Origin of the sequence: Streptomyces globisporus (assembly GCF_003501885.1) — a bacterium.
Lineage (GTDB): Bacteria > Actinomycetota > Actinomycetes > Streptomycetales > Streptomycetaceae > Streptomyces > Streptomyces globisporus_D.
The window spans coordinates 25,362-42,145 of the sequence record NZ_QWFA01000024.1; the positions used below are offsets into that span (position 1 = coordinate 25,362).

At 71.5% G+C, this 16,784-nt stretch carries 11 protein-coding genes and 1 riboswitch; of the genes, 6 read left to right on the forward strand and 5 right to left on the reverse strand.

What is annotated here, in order from left to right; all coding sequences use genetic code 11:
* Window positions 1-11 precede the first annotated feature (11 nt).
* The gene (locus D3105_RS06495) at window positions 12-1,064 is read right to left on the reverse strand and encodes a type III polyketide synthase (RefSeq protein WP_118900855.1); all 1,053 of its coding nucleotides are present in this window, start codon (window positions 1,062-1,064) and stop codon (window positions 12-14) included.
* A gap of 118 nt (window positions 1,065-1,182) precedes the next feature.
* On the opposite strand from D3105_RS06495, the gene D3105_RS06500 reads away from it, so the two are divergent.
* From D3105_RS06500 to D3105_RS06515, 4 genes are all read left to right on the forward strand, one after another.
* A complete protein-coding gene (locus D3105_RS06500) occupies window positions 1,183-2,076 on the forward strand; it encodes a UbiA family prenyltransferase (protein WP_118900857.1) in 894 nt (297 codons plus the stop codon).
* A gap of 164 nt (window positions 2,077-2,240) precedes the next feature.
* The gene (locus tag D3105_RS06505; protein ID WP_118900871.1) at window positions 2,241-5,192 is read left to right on the forward strand and encodes a CARDB domain-containing protein; all 2,952 of its coding nucleotides are present in this window, start codon (window positions 2,241-2,243) and stop codon (window positions 5,190-5,192) included.
* 121 nt (window positions 5,193-5,313) lie between these two features.
* Window positions 5,314-6,393, forward strand: a complete 1,080-nt coding sequence (locus tag D3105_RS06510; protein WP_118900859.1) for a dihydrodipicolinate reductase — start codon at window positions 5,314-5,316, stop codon at window positions 6,391-6,393.
* Window positions 6,390-6,869 (forward strand): carboxymuconolactone decarboxylase family protein, encoded by a 480-nt coding sequence (locus D3105_RS06515; protein WP_118900861.1) that lies wholly within the window; start codon window positions 6,390-6,392, stop codon window positions 6,867-6,869. Before D3105_RS06510 ends, D3105_RS06515 begins: the two co-directional genes overlap by 4 nt.
* 73 nt (window positions 6,870-6,942) lie before the next feature.
* Here D3105_RS06515 and D3105_RS06520 read toward each other — a convergent pair whose 3' ends face one another.
* Window positions 6,943-8,586, reverse strand: coding sequence for a GMC oxidoreductase (locus D3105_RS06520; RefSeq protein ID WP_206272666.1), 1,644 nt, complete (start codon window positions 8,584-8,586; stop codon window positions 6,943-6,945).
* 162 nt (window positions 8,587-8,748) lie between these two features.
* A complete protein-coding gene (locus D3105_RS06525; protein ID WP_118900863.1) occupies window positions 8,749-9,585 on the reverse strand; it encodes a transglycosylase SLT domain-containing protein in 837 nt (278 codons plus the stop codon).
* 3 nt (window positions 9,586-9,588) lie between these two features.
* Window positions 9,589-9,747: riboswitch (cyclic di-AMP (ydaO/yuaA leader) on the reverse strand.
* A gap of 483 nt (window positions 9,748-10,230) precedes the next feature.
* On the opposite strand from D3105_RS06525, the gene D3105_RS06530 reads away from it, so the two are divergent.
* Complete coding sequence (locus tag D3105_RS06530) at window positions 10,231-11,592, forward strand: FAD-dependent oxidoreductase (RefSeq protein ID WP_118900865.1); 1,362 nt, start codon at window positions 10,231-10,233, stop codon at window positions 11,590-11,592.
* Between the two features lie 22 nt (window positions 11,593-11,614).
* Here the strand turns inward: D3105_RS06530 and D3105_RS06535 are convergent, their stop codons facing one another.
* Both D3105_RS06535 and D3105_RS06540 read right to left on the reverse strand, forming a co-directional pair.
* The gene (locus D3105_RS06535; protein ID WP_118900867.1) at window positions 11,615-14,149 is read right to left on the reverse strand and encodes a SpoIIE family protein phosphatase; all 2,535 of its coding nucleotides are present in this window, start codon (window positions 14,147-14,149) and stop codon (window positions 11,615-11,617) included.
* Window positions 14,150-14,310: 161 nt separating this feature from the next.
* Complete coding sequence (locus tag D3105_RS06540; RefSeq protein ID WP_118900869.1) at window positions 14,311-14,928, reverse strand: hypothetical protein; 618 nt, start codon at window positions 14,926-14,928, stop codon at window positions 14,311-14,313.
* Between the two features lie 269 nt (window positions 14,929-15,197).
* On the opposite strand from D3105_RS06540, the gene D3105_RS06545 reads away from it, so the two are divergent.
* Window positions 15,198-16,733, forward strand: coding sequence for a helix-turn-helix domain-containing protein (locus tag D3105_RS06545; RefSeq protein ID WP_118900875.1), 1,536 nt, complete (start codon window positions 15,198-15,200; stop codon window positions 16,731-16,733).
* Window positions 16,734-16,784 lie beyond the last annotated feature (51 nt).

A 16,784-nucleotide genomic window follows, 5' to 3' on the forward strand; every position in this document is an offset into this window, starting at 1 on the left:
GCCGTTCCTTCCTACCAGCGCAGCAGCACCAGTTCGCAGCAGAATCCCGGGCCCATGGCGAGCAGCAGTCCGGGGGTGCCCGGTTCGGGCCGGCGCTGTTCGATGGTGTCCCGCAGGACGTGCAGGACCGAGGACGAGGACAGGTTGCCGATGTCGGCCAGCGAGCGCCAGGTGACGTCGAGTGCCCCGTCGCGCAGGTCGAGGACCTCGGTCACCGCCTCCAGGACCTTGGGGCCGCCCGGGTGGCAGACCCAGTGGGCGATGTCCTTCGGTTTCAGGCCGTGTTCGCCGAGGAACTCCCGTACGTCGTCGGCGAGATAGTGGCGTACGACGTCGGGCACGCCGGGATCGAGGACGACGCGGAATCCGGTGGAGCCGATGTCCCAGCCCATGACGTGCTCGGTGTCCGGGTACATCCGGCTGCACGTGGCCACGATCTCGGGCCCGGCGACGGCCCGGCGGCCGCCGAGGGCGACGACGGCGGCCGCCCCGTCCCCGAACAGCGCGGTCGCGACGAGATTGGCAGGCGAGGTGTCGTGGCGCTGGAAGGTGAGGGAGCAGAGCTCGACCGACAGGAGCACGGCCACGTCGTCGGGGCGGCCGAGGAGATAGTCGTGCAGCCGGGCCGTTCCGGCGGCTCCGGCGACACAGCCGAGGCCGAAGACGGGCAGCCGTTTGACGTCGGACCGCAGCCCGAGGCGGGTGACGAGCCGGGCGTCGACCGAAGGGGCGGCGATACCGGTGACGGAGGTGAACATCAGCAGGTCGACATCGGTGGGGCGCAGTCCCGCCGTCCGCAGCGCCCCGCGTACGGCCTGGGCGCCGAGGTCGACGGCGGACCGGATGAACACGTCGTTGGACGGGCCGAAGCCGTCGAGGTCGCGGTAGCCGTCCAGCGGCAGCACGGTGTGCCGGCTGCGGACCCGGGCGTTCTCGTGGAGCCGGTCGAGGACGCGGCGGTCGGCGCCGGGCGGCAGACAGGTCCGGGCCACCATGTCGGTGACCTCGCGCTGGGTGTGACGGTGCGGCGGCAGAGCCACGTGCACCGCGGCGATGCGGGTCATCCTGCCTCCTGCTTCGGTGGCGTCATGCCCCCATCCTGCCCACAAGGTGGTGCGAAACGGCGCAAAAGACCCGCCTGGTCGTGGCATTGACGGGGCGGCAGCCCCCTACGATCGCCCGATGGACGCCACGGAGAGGGTGAGCCCGGCGGGTACCGTCCCGGTCGCCGCCGGTCCGGCCGGGGCCGTGCGGCGGGGCGGCCGGGTCGCGGGGCTCGCGCTCGCGTGTCACCCCGGACCCGCGCTCGCGGTGACCGCGCTCGCCTGCGCCCTCGCCCTCGGCTCCGGCCTCGGCCCCCGTTCCGCGCTGGTCACGGCGGCCGTGCTGGCCGGCCAGCTCTCGGTGGGCTGGTGCAACGACGCGTACGACGCGCGGCGTGACGCCCGGGCGGGCCGCCGGGGGAAGCCCGCGGCCGACGGCACGGTCGGGGCGGGTGCGGTGTGGGCGGCGGCGGCGGTCGCGCTCGCCTTGTGCGTACCGCTCTCGCTGGCCTGCGGGGCCCTCGCCGGTACGGTGCACCTCGCCGCGGTCGCGGCCGCCTGGCTCTACAACCTGCGGCTCAAGGCGACCGCCCTGTCCTGGCTGCCGTACGTGGCAGGGTTCGGCGCGCTGCCCGCCGCCGTAGCCCTCTCCCTGCCCGGCGGGCCGGCGCCCCGGTGGTGGACGGTGGCGGCCGGGGCCCTGCTCGGGTTCGCGGCACATCTGGCCGACACGCTCCCGGACATCGCGGAGGACCGGGCGGCCGGCATCCGTGGCCTGCCGCACCGACTGGGCGACACGGGGACCCGGCTGCTGCTGCCGCTGCCGCTCCTCGGCGCGACGGCGGTGCTGGCGCTCGGGCCGCCGGGACCGGTGGGCCCCGGCGGTGCGGCGGCGCTCGTCCTGGCCGGGGCGGCGGCGCTCGTGGGCCCGGCGCTCGGTCGCCGGTGGCGCAAGGCGGCACTGGCCGGAGCGGTGGCCGTGGCGGCGATGGATCTGGCGCTGCTGCTGGTCCGGGGCGTGACGGCGGGCTGAACAGGCCTGCACAGGAGCACGCCTGATGCTGCGTCACGGTGCGCACCTGAATGACATGACCATGCGAGGACCGTTGACAAATCCGAAACAGCGCAGAAATCTGTGAATCTCTGACCGCAAAAGATTGACTTGTGGACTCAAATGCTGTGGAAGCAGAGGACATCATGAGATGGAAGCGACTCATCGGACGGACGGTCGCCGGACTGCTGACAGCCGGACTGATCTCCGCCGGGCTCCTGCCCGTCACCGCGAGCGCGGCTGAGGCCACGGACCTCGCGCGGGGCAAGACCGTCACCGCCAGCGGATCGCACGGCGGCTACCCGGCCTCGAACTCCAACGACGGCAAGGTCGACAGCTACTGGGAATCCAACGGGCACCCGGCCGACCTGACGGTGAAGCTCGGCGCGGACGCGGACCTGGATTCCGTGGTCGTCAAGCTCAACCCGGACCCGATCTGGGCGACGCGGACGCAGGACATCCAGGTGCTCGGCCGGACACAGGACGGCACGGCGTTCACCTCGCTGCGGGCCCGCGCCGGCTATGTGTTCAACCCCGGCTCCAACCAGAACACCGTGACCATCCCGGTGGACGGCCGGGCCGCCGACCTCCAGCTGAAGTTCTTCTCCAACACCGAGGCGCCCGGCGCCCAGGTCGCCGAGATCCAGGTGTTCGGGACGGCCGCGCCCAACCCGGACCTGACCGTGAGCGCACTGTCCTGGAGCCCGTCGTCACCGTCCGAGACGGACGACATCACCGTCGCGGGGACCGTCCGCAACGCCGGCTCGGCCGCCTCCCCCTCGACCACCGTCAACGTGAGCCTCGGCGGCGTGGTCGTGGGCAGCGCGCCGGTCGGCCCCCTCGCGGCCGGGGCCTCGGCCCCGGTCGCGGTCGAGGTCGGCAAGCGGCCGCAGGGGTCGTACACCGTCTCGGCACTGGTGGACCCGACCGACACGGTCGTCGAGTCGGACGACGCCAACAACAGCCGGACCACCGCCTCCCCGCTGGTGGTCGGCCAGAGTCCCGGACCCGACCTGGAGGTCCGCTCCATCACCTCCAGCCCGGCCAACCCGGCCGTCGGCGCGGCGGTCACCTTCACCGTGGCCGTGCACAACCGCGGCACCAGCGCGGTGAGCGCGGGCACGGTCACCCGGCTGACCGTCGGTTCCACCACGCTCAACGGCACCACCCCGGCCATCGCCGCGGGCGCGACCGCGAACGTCACGGTCGGCGGCAGCTGGACGGCCGCGAGCGGCGGCGCGACCCTGACCGCCACCGCGGACGCCACGAACCTGGTCGCGGAGACCAGCGAGACCAACAACACCTTCGCCCGGTCCATCGTGGTCGGACGCGGCGCGGCCGTCCCGTACACCGAACTGGAGGCGGAGAAGGCCGACTACGAGGGCACGCTGCTCCAGTCCGACCCCGAACGCACCTTCGGGCACACCAACTTCGCCACCGAGTCCTCAGGACGCGAGTCGGTGCGGCTCAACTCCACGGGCGAGTACGTGGAGTTCACCTCGACCGCCCCGGCGAACTCGATCGTCGTCCGCAACTCCATCCCGGACGCGCCGGGCGGCGGAGGCCGTGAGGCGACCATCAGCCTGTACGCCGACGGCCAGTTCGTCCGCAAGCTCGACCTCTCCTCCAAGCACAGCTGGCTGTACGGGAACACCGACAGCCCCGAGGGGCTCACCAACACGCCGGGAGGCGACGCGCGGCGGCTGTTCGACGAGTCCCACGCCCTGCTCACCGAGACCTACCCGGTGGGAACGAAGTTTCGCCTCCAGCGGGACGCGAGCGACAACGCCGCCTTCCACATCATCGACCTGATCGACCTGGAGCAGGTGGCGGCGCCCTCCTCGCAGCCGTCCGGCTGTGTCTCCATCACGACGTACGGCGCGGTGGCGAACGACGGTCTCGACGACACGGCCGCGATCCAGCGCGCGGTGACGGCGAACCAGAACGGCGAGATCGACTGCGTCTGGATCCCGGCGGGCCAGTGGCGCCAGGAACAGAAGATCCTCACCGACGACCCGCTCGACCGGGGCCAGTGGAACCAGGTCGGCATCCGGGACGTGACGATCCGCGGCGCGGGCATGTGGCACTCCCAGCTCTACACGCTGACCCCGCCGCACGAGGCGGGCGGCATCAACCACCCGCACGAGGGCAACTTCGGTTTCGACATCGACGAGAACACGCAAATCTCCGACATCGCCATCTTCGGCTCGGGCACGATCCGCGGCGGCGACGGCAACCACGAGGGCGGCGTCGCGCTCAACGGCCGGTTCGGCAAGGACACGAAGATCAGCAACGTCTGGATCGAGCACGCCAACGTGGGCGTCTGGGCCGGCCGCGACTTCGACAACATCCAGGAGCTGTGGAACCCGGGCGACGGCATCGAGTTCACCGGGATGCGGATCCGCAACACGTACGCGGACGGCATCAACTTCGCCAACGGCACCCGGAATTCCGCGGTCTACAACTCGTCGTTCCGCAACACCGGCGACGACGCGCTCGCCGTCTGGTCCAGCAAGTACGTCAAGGACCAGTCCGTCGACATCGGCCACGACAACAGCTTCCGCAACAACACCATCCAGCTCCCGTGGCGCGCCAACGGCATCGCGATCTACGGCGGTTACGGCAACAAGATCGAGAACAACCTGATCTCCGACACCATGAACTACCCGGCCATCATGCTGGCGACCGACCACGACCCGCTGCCCTTCTCCGGGCAGACGTTGATCGCCAACAACGGCCTGTACCGCACCGGCGGAGCCTTCTGGAACGAAGACCAGGAGTTCGGTGCGATCACCCTCTTCCCGCAGAACCTGCCGATCCCCGGAGTCACGATCCGCGACACGGACATCGTCGACTCCACCTACGACGGCATCCAGTTCAAGACGGGCGGCGGCCTGATGCCGGACGTCAAGATCCAGAACGTGCGGATCGAGAAGTCCAACAACGGCTCCGGCATCCTCGCGATGGGCGGCGCACGCGGCAACGCGACGCTCACCGACGTGACGATCACCGACTCGCGCGACGGCCATGTGCTGATCGAGCCGGGTTCGCAGTTCACGATCTCCGGCACCCCGAACGGCGCCCGCGCGAAGCGATGAACCCCCTGCACGGTTCCCGGGCCGGCGGATCCCCCGCCGGCCCGGGAACCCCTTTTTCCCCCGGGGGATTCGGTGGTGCACGGCTCTGGGAAGTGCACGGCCCCGGAGCTACCCTCCGCGCATGATTCCCACGGTTGTCTGGGGTACCGGCAACGTCGGCCGCGCGGCGATCCGCGCCGTCGAGGCCCATCCGGCACTGACACTCGCCGCCGTCCTCGTGCACGATCCCGCCAAGGTCGGCCGCGACGCGGGCGAACTCGGCGGTCTCGGGCGCACGCTCGGGGTCGCGGCCACCGACGACATCGCCGCCGTCCTGGCCGCCCGCCCCCGGGCGGTGGTCTACGCGGCGTCCGGCGACATCCGTCCCGATGACGCCCTGACCGACGTCGGCCGGGCGATCCGGGCCGGCGCGGTGGTCGTCACGCCCTCCCTGTATCCGCTCTACGACCAGCGCAACGCCCCGCCCGAACTGCGGGACCCGGTCCTGGCGGCCGTCGCCGAGGGCGGCGGCTCCCTCTTCGTCTCCGGTGTCGACCCCGGCTGGGGCAACGACGTCCTGCCGCTGCTGATCAGCGGCCTCGGAACCGAGGTGGACGCCATCCGCTGCCAGGAGATCTTCGACTACTCCACGTACGAGCAGGAGGACTCGGTACGCCATCTGATCGGGATGGGGCACCCGATGGACTACCAGCCGCTGATGCTGGCGGAGGGCGTTCCGACGATGGTGTGGGGCGGTCAGATACGTCTGATGGCGCGGGCGCTGGGCGTCGAACTCGACGAGATCCGCGAGACGCTGGACCGCCGGGCCCTGGAGGGCGAGGTCCACACCCGCACGATGGGCGCGTTCGCCCGGGGCACCCAGGGCGCCGTGCGCTTCGAGGTACAGGGCATCGTGGGCGGCGAGCCCCGCATCGTCATCGAGCACATCACCCGGATCCACGCCTCGTGCGCCCCTCACTGGCCGTCCCCGCCCGACGGGGTGGGCGCGCACCGGGTGGTGATCGAGGGGCGGCCCCGTATCGAGGTGACGGTCGAGGCCTCGGACGAGGGCGAGAACCGGTCGGCGGGCGGGAACGCCACCGCGGTCGGGCGGCTCGTCTCGGCGATCGACTGGCTGGCGGACGCGAAGCCGGGGCTGTACGACGCACTCGACGTTCCACTGCGGCCTGCGGTCGGCAGGCTGGGAAGGAGACCGGCATGATCATCGATGTTCCGGAGGGCCAGGAACCCATCGGTTACGTGTGGGGGGAGATGGTCCCCGGCATCGGCACGGCCGCCGCCACGTTCTCGATGTCCGTCTACGAGCACACGACGCTGGGGCTGCGGGAGTTCGAGGCGGCCCGGCTGCGGGTGGCGCAGATCAACGGGTGCCTGTTCTGTCTGGACTGGCGGACCGAGCGGGACGGGGCGAAGGTCGAGGAGGAGTTCGCCGAGGCGGTGACCCGGTGGCGTACGACCGAGGCCTTCGACGAGCGGACCCGGCTCGCGGCGGAGTACGCCGAGCGGTACACGCTCGACCACCACGGTCTGGACGACGCCTTCTGGCAGCGGATGACCGCGCACTACAGCCAGGCGGAGATCGTGGAGCTGACGATGAGCATCGGATCGTGGCTGGCGTTCGGGCGGCTCAACCATGTCCTGGGGATCGACGCGGTGTGCGTTCTGCCCGGTCACTGACGGAGTCCGGGGCCGCCGGGGTTGGCACTCCCGGCCCCGGACTCTCCGTGGGCTCCCGGTCTGCGCGGGCCGCCTACAGATCGGTCGCGATGATCCGTTCGATGTTGCGCTCGGCGAGCGCGGTGATGGTGACGAACGGGTTGACGCTGGTGTTGCCGGGGATCAGCGCCCCGTCGATGACGTACAGGCCGGAGTAGCCGCGCAGCCGGCCGTAGTTGTCGGTGGCCTTGTCCAGGACCGCACCGCCCAGCGGGTGGTAGGTGAGGTGGTCGCCCCAGATCTTGTAGGTGCCGAAGAGGTCCGTTCGATAGATCGTCCCCTCCTTCTTGTTGATCTTGTCGAAGATGGTCTTCGCAGCGTCGATGGACGGCTGCTTCCACGCCGTCTGCCAGTCCAGTTCAGCCTTCCCCGCCGCCGCGTTCCAGGTGAACCGGGCGCGGTGGGGGTTCTTGGTGATGGAGAGGTAGAACGACGCCCACGTCTCGATGCCGGTGGGCAGTGGAGCGATCTCGGCGAACGCTCCCCCGGCGTCCCAGTTGTCGATGCCGCCGGTGGGGATGGACGACTGGACCTTCCCGGTCGGGTCCCAGAGGTGGTTGGCCCGGCCGCACATCACGTTGCCGTTGTCGCCCCAGCCCCTGCCGATCTCGTCGTTGAGGAGGGGCAGCGCGCCGGTGGCCTTGAGGCCGACGAGCAGTTTGCTGGTGCCGACGCTGCCCGCGGCGAAGAACACCTTGTCAGTGGTGACGGTCTTGGTGACGGTGGTCCGGCCGCCGGTGTCGAGCTGGTCGATGAGCACGGTGTAGCCGCCGCCCGGGGCCGGGGTGACGGTGGTGACCTTGTGCAGCGGGGAGATGGTGACGCGGCCTGTGGCTCTGATCCGTTCGATGTAGGTCTTCTGGAGCGACTTCTTGCCATGGTTGTTGCCGTAGAGGATCTCCCCGTCCAGAGCTGACTTCGGGACGGCTCCTGCCGCCTCCCGCTTCATGTAGTCCCAGTCGTAGACGGCCGGCACGAAGAGGAACGGGAAGCCGGAGCGCTGCGCGTGTTTTCGGCCGACTCGGGCGTACTGGTAGCAGTCGACGCTGTCGAACCAGGCGGGGTCGATCGTGGTGACGCCAAGCCCGCTGTTGGCGCGCGGGTAGTAGGTGCCGTACATCTCCGCGGCGTTCACCGTCGGGAGGATCGCGCCGAAGTTCTCCCGACGCGGGGTGACGGCCATACCGCCGTTGACCAGGGATCCGCCGCCGACGCCCCGGCCCTGGTAGACCGTGATGCCGCCGAACTCCTCGGCGTCGAGGATGCCGGTGTGGCGGTTGACGTCCTTGTCGAGGGGGAAGCCGAGGAAGTTGCTCAGCGGCTGCTTGGTCCGGGTGCGCAGCCAGAAGGAGCGGTCGTCCGGCCTGGTGGTGTTGGCGAAGATCTTGCCGTCCGCGCCGGGGGTGTCCCAGGCCATGCCCATCTCGACCATATGGACGTCCATGCCGGCCTCGGCGAGCCGGAGGGCGGCCACGGAGCCGCCGTATCCGGTGCCGATCACCAGGACCGGTACATGGACCCCGGACCCGATCGGCGCCGCCGCCGCACGGACGCCCGCCCACGCCCGCGGAGCGTGCCCGACGATCGCCGCGACCCCTAGAAGAGAACCTGTTCCAGTGATGAATCTTCGACGCGAAACACCCTTGGTTCCGTCGTCCTGCATGGAAGCGTCGTTCATGTGACCTCCCTCACTCTCGGCAGAATGCAACAGGTTCTACTGCCGTTCGCGTGGTAAGTCACGAGAAACTTGGGGGTAACTTCCCGGCGACACCCCGGCACGCCGAAGGGGCCCCGGACCGTGCGGTCCGGGGCCCCTTCATGCTGCTGGGTCGCGCGGGGATCAGTAGGCGCCGAAGACGTTGTCGATCGAGCCGTAGCGGTCCGCGGCGTAGTTGCACGCGGCCGTGATGTTGGCGACCGGGTCGTAGCTGTCGGTCGAGGTGCCGGGCACGTGGTAGGCCTGGAACGTCGGGTCGATGACCTGGAGCAGACCCTTGGACGGGGTGCCCTTGACCGCGTTGGAGTCCCAGTTGTTGATGGCGGCCGGGTTGCCGGAGGACTCGCGCATGATGTTGCGGTGGATGCCCTCGTAGGTCCCGGGGATGCCCTGCTCGGCCATGATCGCCAACGACTCCTTGATCCAGCCGTCGAGGTCGTTCGTGTAGGTGACGGCCTCCTTCTCGGCGGCCGGAGCGGCCTTTGCCACGGGGGCGGCGTCGATGCGCTCCGAACGGTCGGCGCGGTCCGCCGAAGCACCGCGCGCGGCCGACGGGGAAGCCTTGGATGCCTTGTCGTCCGACGAGGCGGCGGACTTGGCCCCGATGACCAGCTTGATACCCGGGTGAATGAGGTCGGGATTCGAGCCGATGATCTTCCGGTTGCCTTCGTACAGCTTCTTCCAGCCGCCGCTGACGGAATGCTCGCGGGCGATCTTGGAAAGGGTTTCGCCGGCCACCACGGAATGCTTGGCGGGGGCGGCCTTCGCGGCGGAATTCACCTGGGCGACCACCGTGGCGGGCGCCACGGCCTGCGGTGCAGCGGCGGGCGCGGGAGCGGCGAAGGCGCTGGTCGCACCGATCACCGGGAGGGCGAGGACGGCTCCACCGGTGGTCACGGCGGCGAGGCCGCGGCCGAGCGAGGTGGACTTGGGACGACGGTGCTTACCCTGTGCGGGCATGGGGGATTTCCTCTCCGGCGCCTGCGAGGTGAGCTGTCGGGTTCAGACGGGAGATGTCTGGCCGCACGGTCGTGCGACTTCACCCCAAGCCATTCCGGTTACGGATCGGCGACTTACCTGGGTCCCCCGCTCCTGCCGTACGTGAGTGGGTTTCGGATTCCCGGACGGCGGCAGGATTCGGCGTTCCATCCGGATTGACGGTGACCGTAGGCGAGAAACACAGGACGGAACAAGCCCCGCATTCCGGATTCCCCTTTCCGCGCATGATCGAATAACGGAATTCCCGGATCGGGGCGCGCCGTCGTGGCGTCAACTTTCTTCGCACAGAAGGGAACCGATACGTCCGCTTCGACATCCGCCCTCTCGGACGTGACGCTCACCACTTCCTCGCGGAGGTGGCGAAATCGCGCCCAAGCAAATACCTCGATGGCCCCGATAAGACCTTTATTGACCATGAGTCCCATAGGGGCCAAATCGACCATTTCGCAATACCAAAACGGGCTAAACGGGCACTCCAGGCGGGGCCGGTCGAAGGGTCCGCGCGGCGATCGCTTACGGTGTGGGGTGGAGACTAGTAAGCCAACCCTTACCTCCGACGTACGCTGTACCTGCCCGCGTTCGCCCGCCCCGAAGGATCACCACGCCATGACACGCCCCGTCCGCGTCGCCATTGTCGGAGCCGGCCCCGCCGGTATCTACGCTGCGGACGCGCTGCTCAAATCCGAGGTCTGCCAGGACCCGGGGGTCTCCATCGACCTCTTCGAGCGCATGCCCGCGCCCTTCGGCCTCATCCGCTACGGCGTGGCCCCCGACCACCCGCGGATCAAGGGCATCGTGAAGGCCCTGCACCAAGTGCTGGACAAGCCCCAGATCCGGCTCTTCGGGAACGTCAGCTACCCGCACGACATCGGCCTGGACGACCTGCGGTCGTTCTACGACGCGGTGATCTTCTCCACCGGCGCCGAGGCCGACCGTGCGCTCGACATCCCCGGCATCGAGCTGGACGGCTCCTACGGCGCGGCCGAGTTCGTCTCCTGGTACGACGGGCACCCCGAGGTCCCGCGCACCTGGCCGCTCACCGCGGAGAAGGTCGCCGTGCTCGGCGTCGGGAACGTGGCCCTGGACGTGGCCCGGGTCCTGGCCAAGACGGCCGACGAGCTGCTGCCCACCGAGATCCCGGACAACGTCTACCAGGGCCTCAAGCAGAACAAGGCGCTGGAGGTGCATGTGTTCGGGCGGCGTGGCCCGGCGCAGGCCAAGTTCAGCCCGATGGAGCTGCGGGAGCTGGACCACTCCCCCAACATCGAGGTCATCGTCAACCCCGAGGACATCGAGTACGACGAGGGCTCCATCGCGACCCGCCGCGAGAACAAGCAGGCCAACATGGTCGCGCAGACCCTGGAGAACTGGGCGATCCGCGACATCGGCGACCGCCCGCACAAGCTGTTCCTGCACTTCTTCGAGTCCCCGGTCGAGATCCTCGGCGAGGACGGCAAGGTCACCGCGCTGCGCACCGAGCGCACCGAGCTGGACGGCACCGGCAACGTCCGGGGCACCGGCCAGTTCACCGACTGGGACATGCAGAGCGTCTACCGTGCCGTCGGCTACTACTCCGAGGAGCTGCCCAAGCTCCCCTTCGACGTCACCTCCGGCACCGTCCCGCACGAGGCGGGCCGCGTCATCGCCGGCGACGAGCACATGGCCTCGGTCTACGTCACCGGCTGGATCAAGCGCGGACCGATCGGTCTGATCGGACACACCAAGGGCGACGCCAACGAGACCGTCGCCTGCGTCCTGGAGGACCGTGCCGCCGGCCGTCTGCCCGAGCCGGCCACGCCCGCTCCGGAGGCCGTCGAGGCGTTCCTGGAGGACCGGGGCGTCCGCTACACGACCTGGGAGGGCTGGCACAAGCTGGACGCCCACGAGCTGGCGCTCGGTGCGGCCCAGGGCCGTGAGCGGATCAAGGTCGTGGAGCGCGAGGGCATGCTGGACGCCTCCGGCGCCTGACCGGCAGAACGTATTCCAGGCCCTAGGAGGCCGGATCCGGGGCACCCGTCGTACGCCCCGGGTCCGGCCTCCTGAACGTGCGCCACAGGTCGGGCCCGGGCTCCTGCGCCGTCCGGGGCCGGCGGGGCCGAGAGACCTCGGCCCAGCGGGCGGCGAGCAGGAGCGCGATGTCGTCGGGGCGGTCGGTGGCCGCTCTCGCCTCTCCGATGACCTGGTCGGCCGTCTCGGCCAGGGGGACCGCGCCGATGCGTTCGACGGTGGCGCGCAAGCGCTCGATGCCCTCGTCGATGTCCGTCCCCGGGCGCTCGATCAGCCCGTCCGTGAACAGGGCCAGCATCGCCCCCGGTTCGAGCCGCATCTCCGTGACCGGGTAAGCCGCGTCCCCGTCGATCCCGAGCACGATGCCGCCGGGCAGGTCCAGCACCTCCGTCCGGCCGTCGGGCCGCCGCAGCACGGGCTGCGGATGGCCCGCCCGTACGGCACGGGCCACGCCGGTCGCCGGGTCGAGGGCGACGTAGCAGCAGCTCGCGAACTGGCCCGGGTCGAGGTCGATGAGCAGCCGGTTCGTGCCGCTCATCACCTCCTGCGGATCGTGCTTGCTCAGCGCGAACGCCCGCACCGCACTGCGCAGTTGCCCCATCGTCGCGGCGGCGGAGACGCCGTGTCCCTGAACGTCCCCGATGACCAGGGCGAGTTCGTGACCGGTCTCGATGACGTCGTACCAGTCGCCGCCCACGTCCATGCCCTGGGTGCCGGAGAGGTAGCGGCCCAGCGTGTCCACCCCGTCCGCCTCGGGCAGCCGGTGCGGCAGCAGGGCGTCCTGGAGCCCGCGGGCGAGCGCCGACTCGCTGTCGTAGCGCTGGGCGCGCTGCAGGGCCTGCGCGATCAGCCCGGCCAGGGCCGTCAGGACCGTACGCTCCTCCGGGCTGAAGCCGCGCGGCCGGTCGAAGCCGAGAATGCAGGAGCCGACCGGCCGGCCCGAGGCGATGAGCGGCAGGAACGCCCGCGCCCCGACGTCCGTGTCGATCGGGATGCCCGGATAGGCCTCGGCCAGGCGCTGCATGGACTCGAAGAAGATCGGGCGCCCCGTGGTGAGGGTCTCCACCCCGGGGATGCTGACGTCGAGCCCGACCCCGTCGAAGCGGTCGAGGAAGCCCTTGGGGAACCCCGTCTCCCAGGCCAGATGGAGATGGCGTTCGTTCAGCAGATAGATCGCGAGCTGACGGCCGCCGAAGGCGGGCAGCAGCTCGTCCGTGACCACCGAGGAGACCTGACGGGCCGTGACCGCCTCGGTCAGCGCGATGGCGAGGGCCACCGGCCGGTACAGCGCGGAGGAACGGTCGGCGGTCGAGCCGATGCCCAGACCCGGCGCGGTGACGGAGCCGGGGGCGTAGGCCGGCTGATCGGTCGCCTGGAGGACGACGCTCACCCCGTCATGCCCCGGGTACAGGGACACCGACAGCCAGAGCGCGGGCGGGCGCCGGGCGAGGAAGTGGACGGGCTCGTCGGCGATCAGGGCGGCCCGGTAGTGGTCCTCGTAGGCCTCGTGCCCGAACCACGGCAGGGCCTGCCACACCGGATGGCCCACCAGCTCCGTACGGGAGTGGCCGAGCAGTTCCTCGGCGAGGCCGTTGGCGTACGTGATCCGGCCCAGCCGGTCCAGGGAGAGGATTCCCCGGGGCAGCCGGTCGGCGGCCTCCGGTACGACGGGTCCCGCACCGAGGTCGACCAGGAAGCCGGTCAGATGGCTGGCGGACACATCGCCGTCCGGGTGCGTCCAGCGGCCGGACAGCTCCAGCAGATGGGACCGGCCGTCGGGGCCGCGCAGCCGCATCCGGCGGACGACGGGTTCGGCGGACTCCACCGTCTGCCGGGCCAGGGCCCACAGCCCGTACACGTCCTCGGGGACCAGCCGTTCTGCGAGCGCGTCGACGGTGCCCGGGAAGGCGTCGGGCTCGAAGCCGAGGATCGCGCAGAGTTCGTCGTCGGCGGCGACCTGCCCGGAGTGCAGGTCCCAGTCGAAGCGGCCGACGCGCACGGGGGGCGTGGTCGCGGCGGGCAGTTGCACGGGGACCGGCTCGGTCTCCCATACGCAGTCGACACCCCGCCGCTCCAGATCGGTGAGCGCGGCGCCGAGTCGACGGCCCAGGCCGTGGAGCCGTTCGCCGTCGGCGGGGGCGACGGGCCGCCCCGGCGTGGAGGCCCGCAGGACCGCCAGGACGCCCATGCTCCCCCGGGGCCCGGTGATCGGCACCCACAGCGAACCGAACGGGAACGGCAGCCCGGCCATCAGCTGCGGGAAGCGGCGCATGGCCTCCTCCGCGTCGGAGAGCAGTACGGGCCGCCCCGAGCGGTAGGCCTCGGACACCGGGAAGGGGCGGTTCACATGCATCCGCCACCAGGGCCGGAACAGCGGGCCCGGCAGTCCGGCGAGCACCGCGAGCCGGAGAAGTCCGGGCGTCCGGCTGCGCAGGTAGACACCGCCCGCGTAGCCGTCGCTCGACTCGACGGCGCTGACGAGGGCCTGGGCGAGGACGAGGGAGAGCTCGTCGGGCACACGGCCAGCGTCGGCCGCCCCGGCGACGGTCCCGTGTCCGGCGGGCGGGGAAGACCGGGGCGTATCGTGCCGGGTCACACAGCCAGCATGCTCCCGCCCCGGGGTACCCCGCACCTCCGCGACCGGCCACTCCCCTGTGGCGGCCGGTCGCGGCGGCGGGATCAGTACAGCTTGGCGACGGCGGTGCGGGTGGTCTTCTTGAATCCCTCCAGCGGAGCGCCGTCCAGTTCGCCCAGCTGCCCCCACTCGACGACGGTGACGGCCCGGCCGTCGCGGCCCACGGAGAACAGCCCGATGTCGGTGGAACCGACCTCCGGGTAGGACGTGTCGATGCTGTAGACGTGCGCGCCTTCCTCGACATTGATCCTGCCGTGGTAGAACGCCTCCCCCTCCAGGCCGGGGTCCTGCTCCTTCAGCCGGTCGAGGCAGGTCTCCAGGGCGCTCCGCAGGTCGGCGGCGAGCTTCTTGGCCTGGGCGGTGGTGGCGGCGACCGTGATGGTCTGGCGGGCGTTGGTGTCGAGCTCGGTGCGGAAGTCCCGGTGACGGCTGCCGGCCGCCGGGGCGATCCCGGTGGTGCACACCGACCCCTCCGCCGGCACGCCCTTGCGCACCGGACCGGCCGTCCAGGGGGTGTGGGAGGCGGGCAGCTGGCTCGCGCTCAGGAACTTCGGCTGGACGGGAGCGGGGGCCGGGGCCGCGGCGGCGGGCACCTGGGCCAGAGCGGTGACGGCCAGGCCCGTGGCCATGACGGTCAGGAGGGCGTTACGGAGGTCGCGCATGGTGAGGTTCCCCGTTTCGGATGGTGCGGTCAGGTGGTGCGTTCCCGCGTGCGGCCGTTCGGTCGTCCGTACGGCGTCGCGCCGAGGCGTACGGAGCCCGTCGGGGTCCGTACGGCGGCGTTGTGGAACGGGCACCAGCCTGGGCCGCCGCCCCGGATCCGGACAAGCGTGACACGGCTTCCGGCCGGGCTGGAACCGTCCCACCCCTGGTGACGTGGGTGTTCCCGGAGGGCTGGAACGCCCTGGAACGGCGGCAGGGGAGGTCGAGCGTGTCGGGTGACGCCGAGGGGGCCGCACGGGCGGTGCTGGCGGAGCGGCTGAGCGGGCTGCGGGAGGGGTCGGGCCGGACGTACGCGTCGCTGGCCCGCCGCATCGGGGTCAGCGGCTCGACGCTGCACCGGTACTGCACGGGGCGGACGGTGCCCGCGGAGTTCGCCCCGGTGGAGCGGCTGGCCCGGCTGTGCGGCGCACCGGCCGAGGAACGCGAGGCGCTGCACCGCCTGTGGCTCCTGGCGGACGGCGAACGCCTCGACCGGCAGGGGGTGGCGGAGGCCGCGGGGGCGACGGAGCAGGCGGCGGCCGGACAGTCGCCGGAAGGCGCGGCGGAGCCGTCGCCGGAAGGCGCGGCGGGACAGTCGGCGCCCGGGGCCCTGGCCGGGCCCTTCGCCCCCGAGGCCCGCTCAGGGCCGCCGGAAGGCGCTGTGGGTGGGCCGGCGCCCCGAGGCCTGGCCGGGCCGCCCGGCGCGCAGACACCACACGCGAGACCGTCGCCCGGCTCCGGGTCCGGGCCGTCGGACACGGTCGGCCGCCTCGCCTCCCGGATGCCGGCGCTCCGGTCACCTCGCGCACGCCGGTACGGGCAAGGGCTCGGCGTCCTCGCCGCGGCGGTCCTCGTCCTCGCCCTGGTCGCGGCCTTCGGGCGGCCGTGGTCCTCGGGTCCCGGCGGGCGCCCGTCAGTCGCCCACGTCCCGGGTGGGCCTCCGGTGGACGCCCCGGGGTCCCCCTCTTCCGGCTCCCCCACCCCCGAGAAGCCGCAGGGTACGGCGAGCGGGTCCCCGCGGACGTCACCGTCGGGCAGCCCTTCGCCGACCGCGTCATCAGGGGTCGGGCCTCGCAACGAGAGCGTCCCCCGGCCTTCCGGACCCTCGTCCGGCCCGGCAGCCGGGCGGGTGCCGTTCACCTGGACCGGTGACGACCACGTCTGGAAGAACGGCTGCGACCACGCCTACCTCCTCGACCGGGCGCCCGCCGCCGTCCCACCGCCCCCGGTGGAGGCCGACGCGGCCTCCTGGGCGGGGGCGCTCGGCGCGGTGCACGCGGGCGAGACCGGCGTCCGGATCACCCTGCAGGGCCGGGACGACCGGGCCGTGGTCCTGCAATCCCTGCGGATCAGGGTGGTCGAGCGCGGCTCACCGGCCCCGGGCCGGGTCTACCGGATGAGCTCCGGCTGCGGCGGGTCCCTCACCCCGAGGATGTTCGACGTGGATCTCGACGCCTCCCGCCCCGTGGCCCGCCCGGTCGCGGGCAACGACTCGGGCGAGCCCATCGAGGCGGTCGCCTTCCCGTACCGCGTCTCGGTCACCGATCCCGAGGTCTTCCTGATCACCGGCCGTACGGTCGGCTGCGACTGCTCCTGGGTCGCGGAGCTGAGATGGAGCAGCGACGGCCGGTCCGGCACGGTACGCATCGACGACGGCGGGCGGCCGTTCCGTACGAGCGGGGTACGCGGGCACTCCGTGCTCGACTACGACACGACCGACGGCCGCTGGGTGTCCGTGGCGGACGACAGCGGGGCCGCGTCCTGAGGCGGTGACCGGGGCGCGGAGGCGGGCGGGGCCGGGGGCGCTCATGCTGGT

Coding starts and splice junctions, on each gene's coding strand:
- D3105_RS06520 (WP_206272666.1), bottom strand. CDS start 8,586: ATGAACGACGCTTCCATGCAGGACGACGGAACCAAGGGTGTTTCGCGT.
- D3105_RS06525 (WP_118900863.1), bottom strand. CDS start 9,585: ATGCCCGCACAGGGTAAGCACCGTCGTCCCAAGTCCACCTCGCTCGGC.
- D3105_RS06510 (WP_118900859.1), top strand. CDS start 5,314: ATGATTCCCACGGTTGTCTGGGGTACCGGCAACGTCGGCCGCGCGGCG.
- D3105_RS06495 (WP_118900855.1), bottom strand. CDS start 1,064: ATGACCCGCATCGCCGCGGTGCACGTGGCTCTGCCGCCGCACCGTCAC.
- D3105_RS06540 (WP_118900869.1), bottom strand. CDS start 14,928: ATGCGCGACCTCCGTAACGCCCTCCTGACCGTCATGGCCACGGGCCTG.
- D3105_RS06505 (WP_118900871.1), top strand. CDS start 2,241: ATGAGATGGAAGCGACTCATCGGACGGACGGTCGCCGGACTGCTGACA.
- D3105_RS06500 (WP_118900857.1), top strand. CDS start 1,183: ATGGACGCCACGGAGAGGGTGAGCCCGGCGGGTACCGTCCCGGTCGCC.
- D3105_RS06530 (WP_118900865.1), top strand. CDS start 10,231: ATGACACGCCCCGTCCGCGTCGCCATTGTCGGAGCCGGCCCCGCCGGT.
- D3105_RS06515 (WP_118900861.1), top strand. CDS start 6,390: ATGATCATCGATGTTCCGGAGGGCCAGGAACCCATCGGTTACGTGTGG.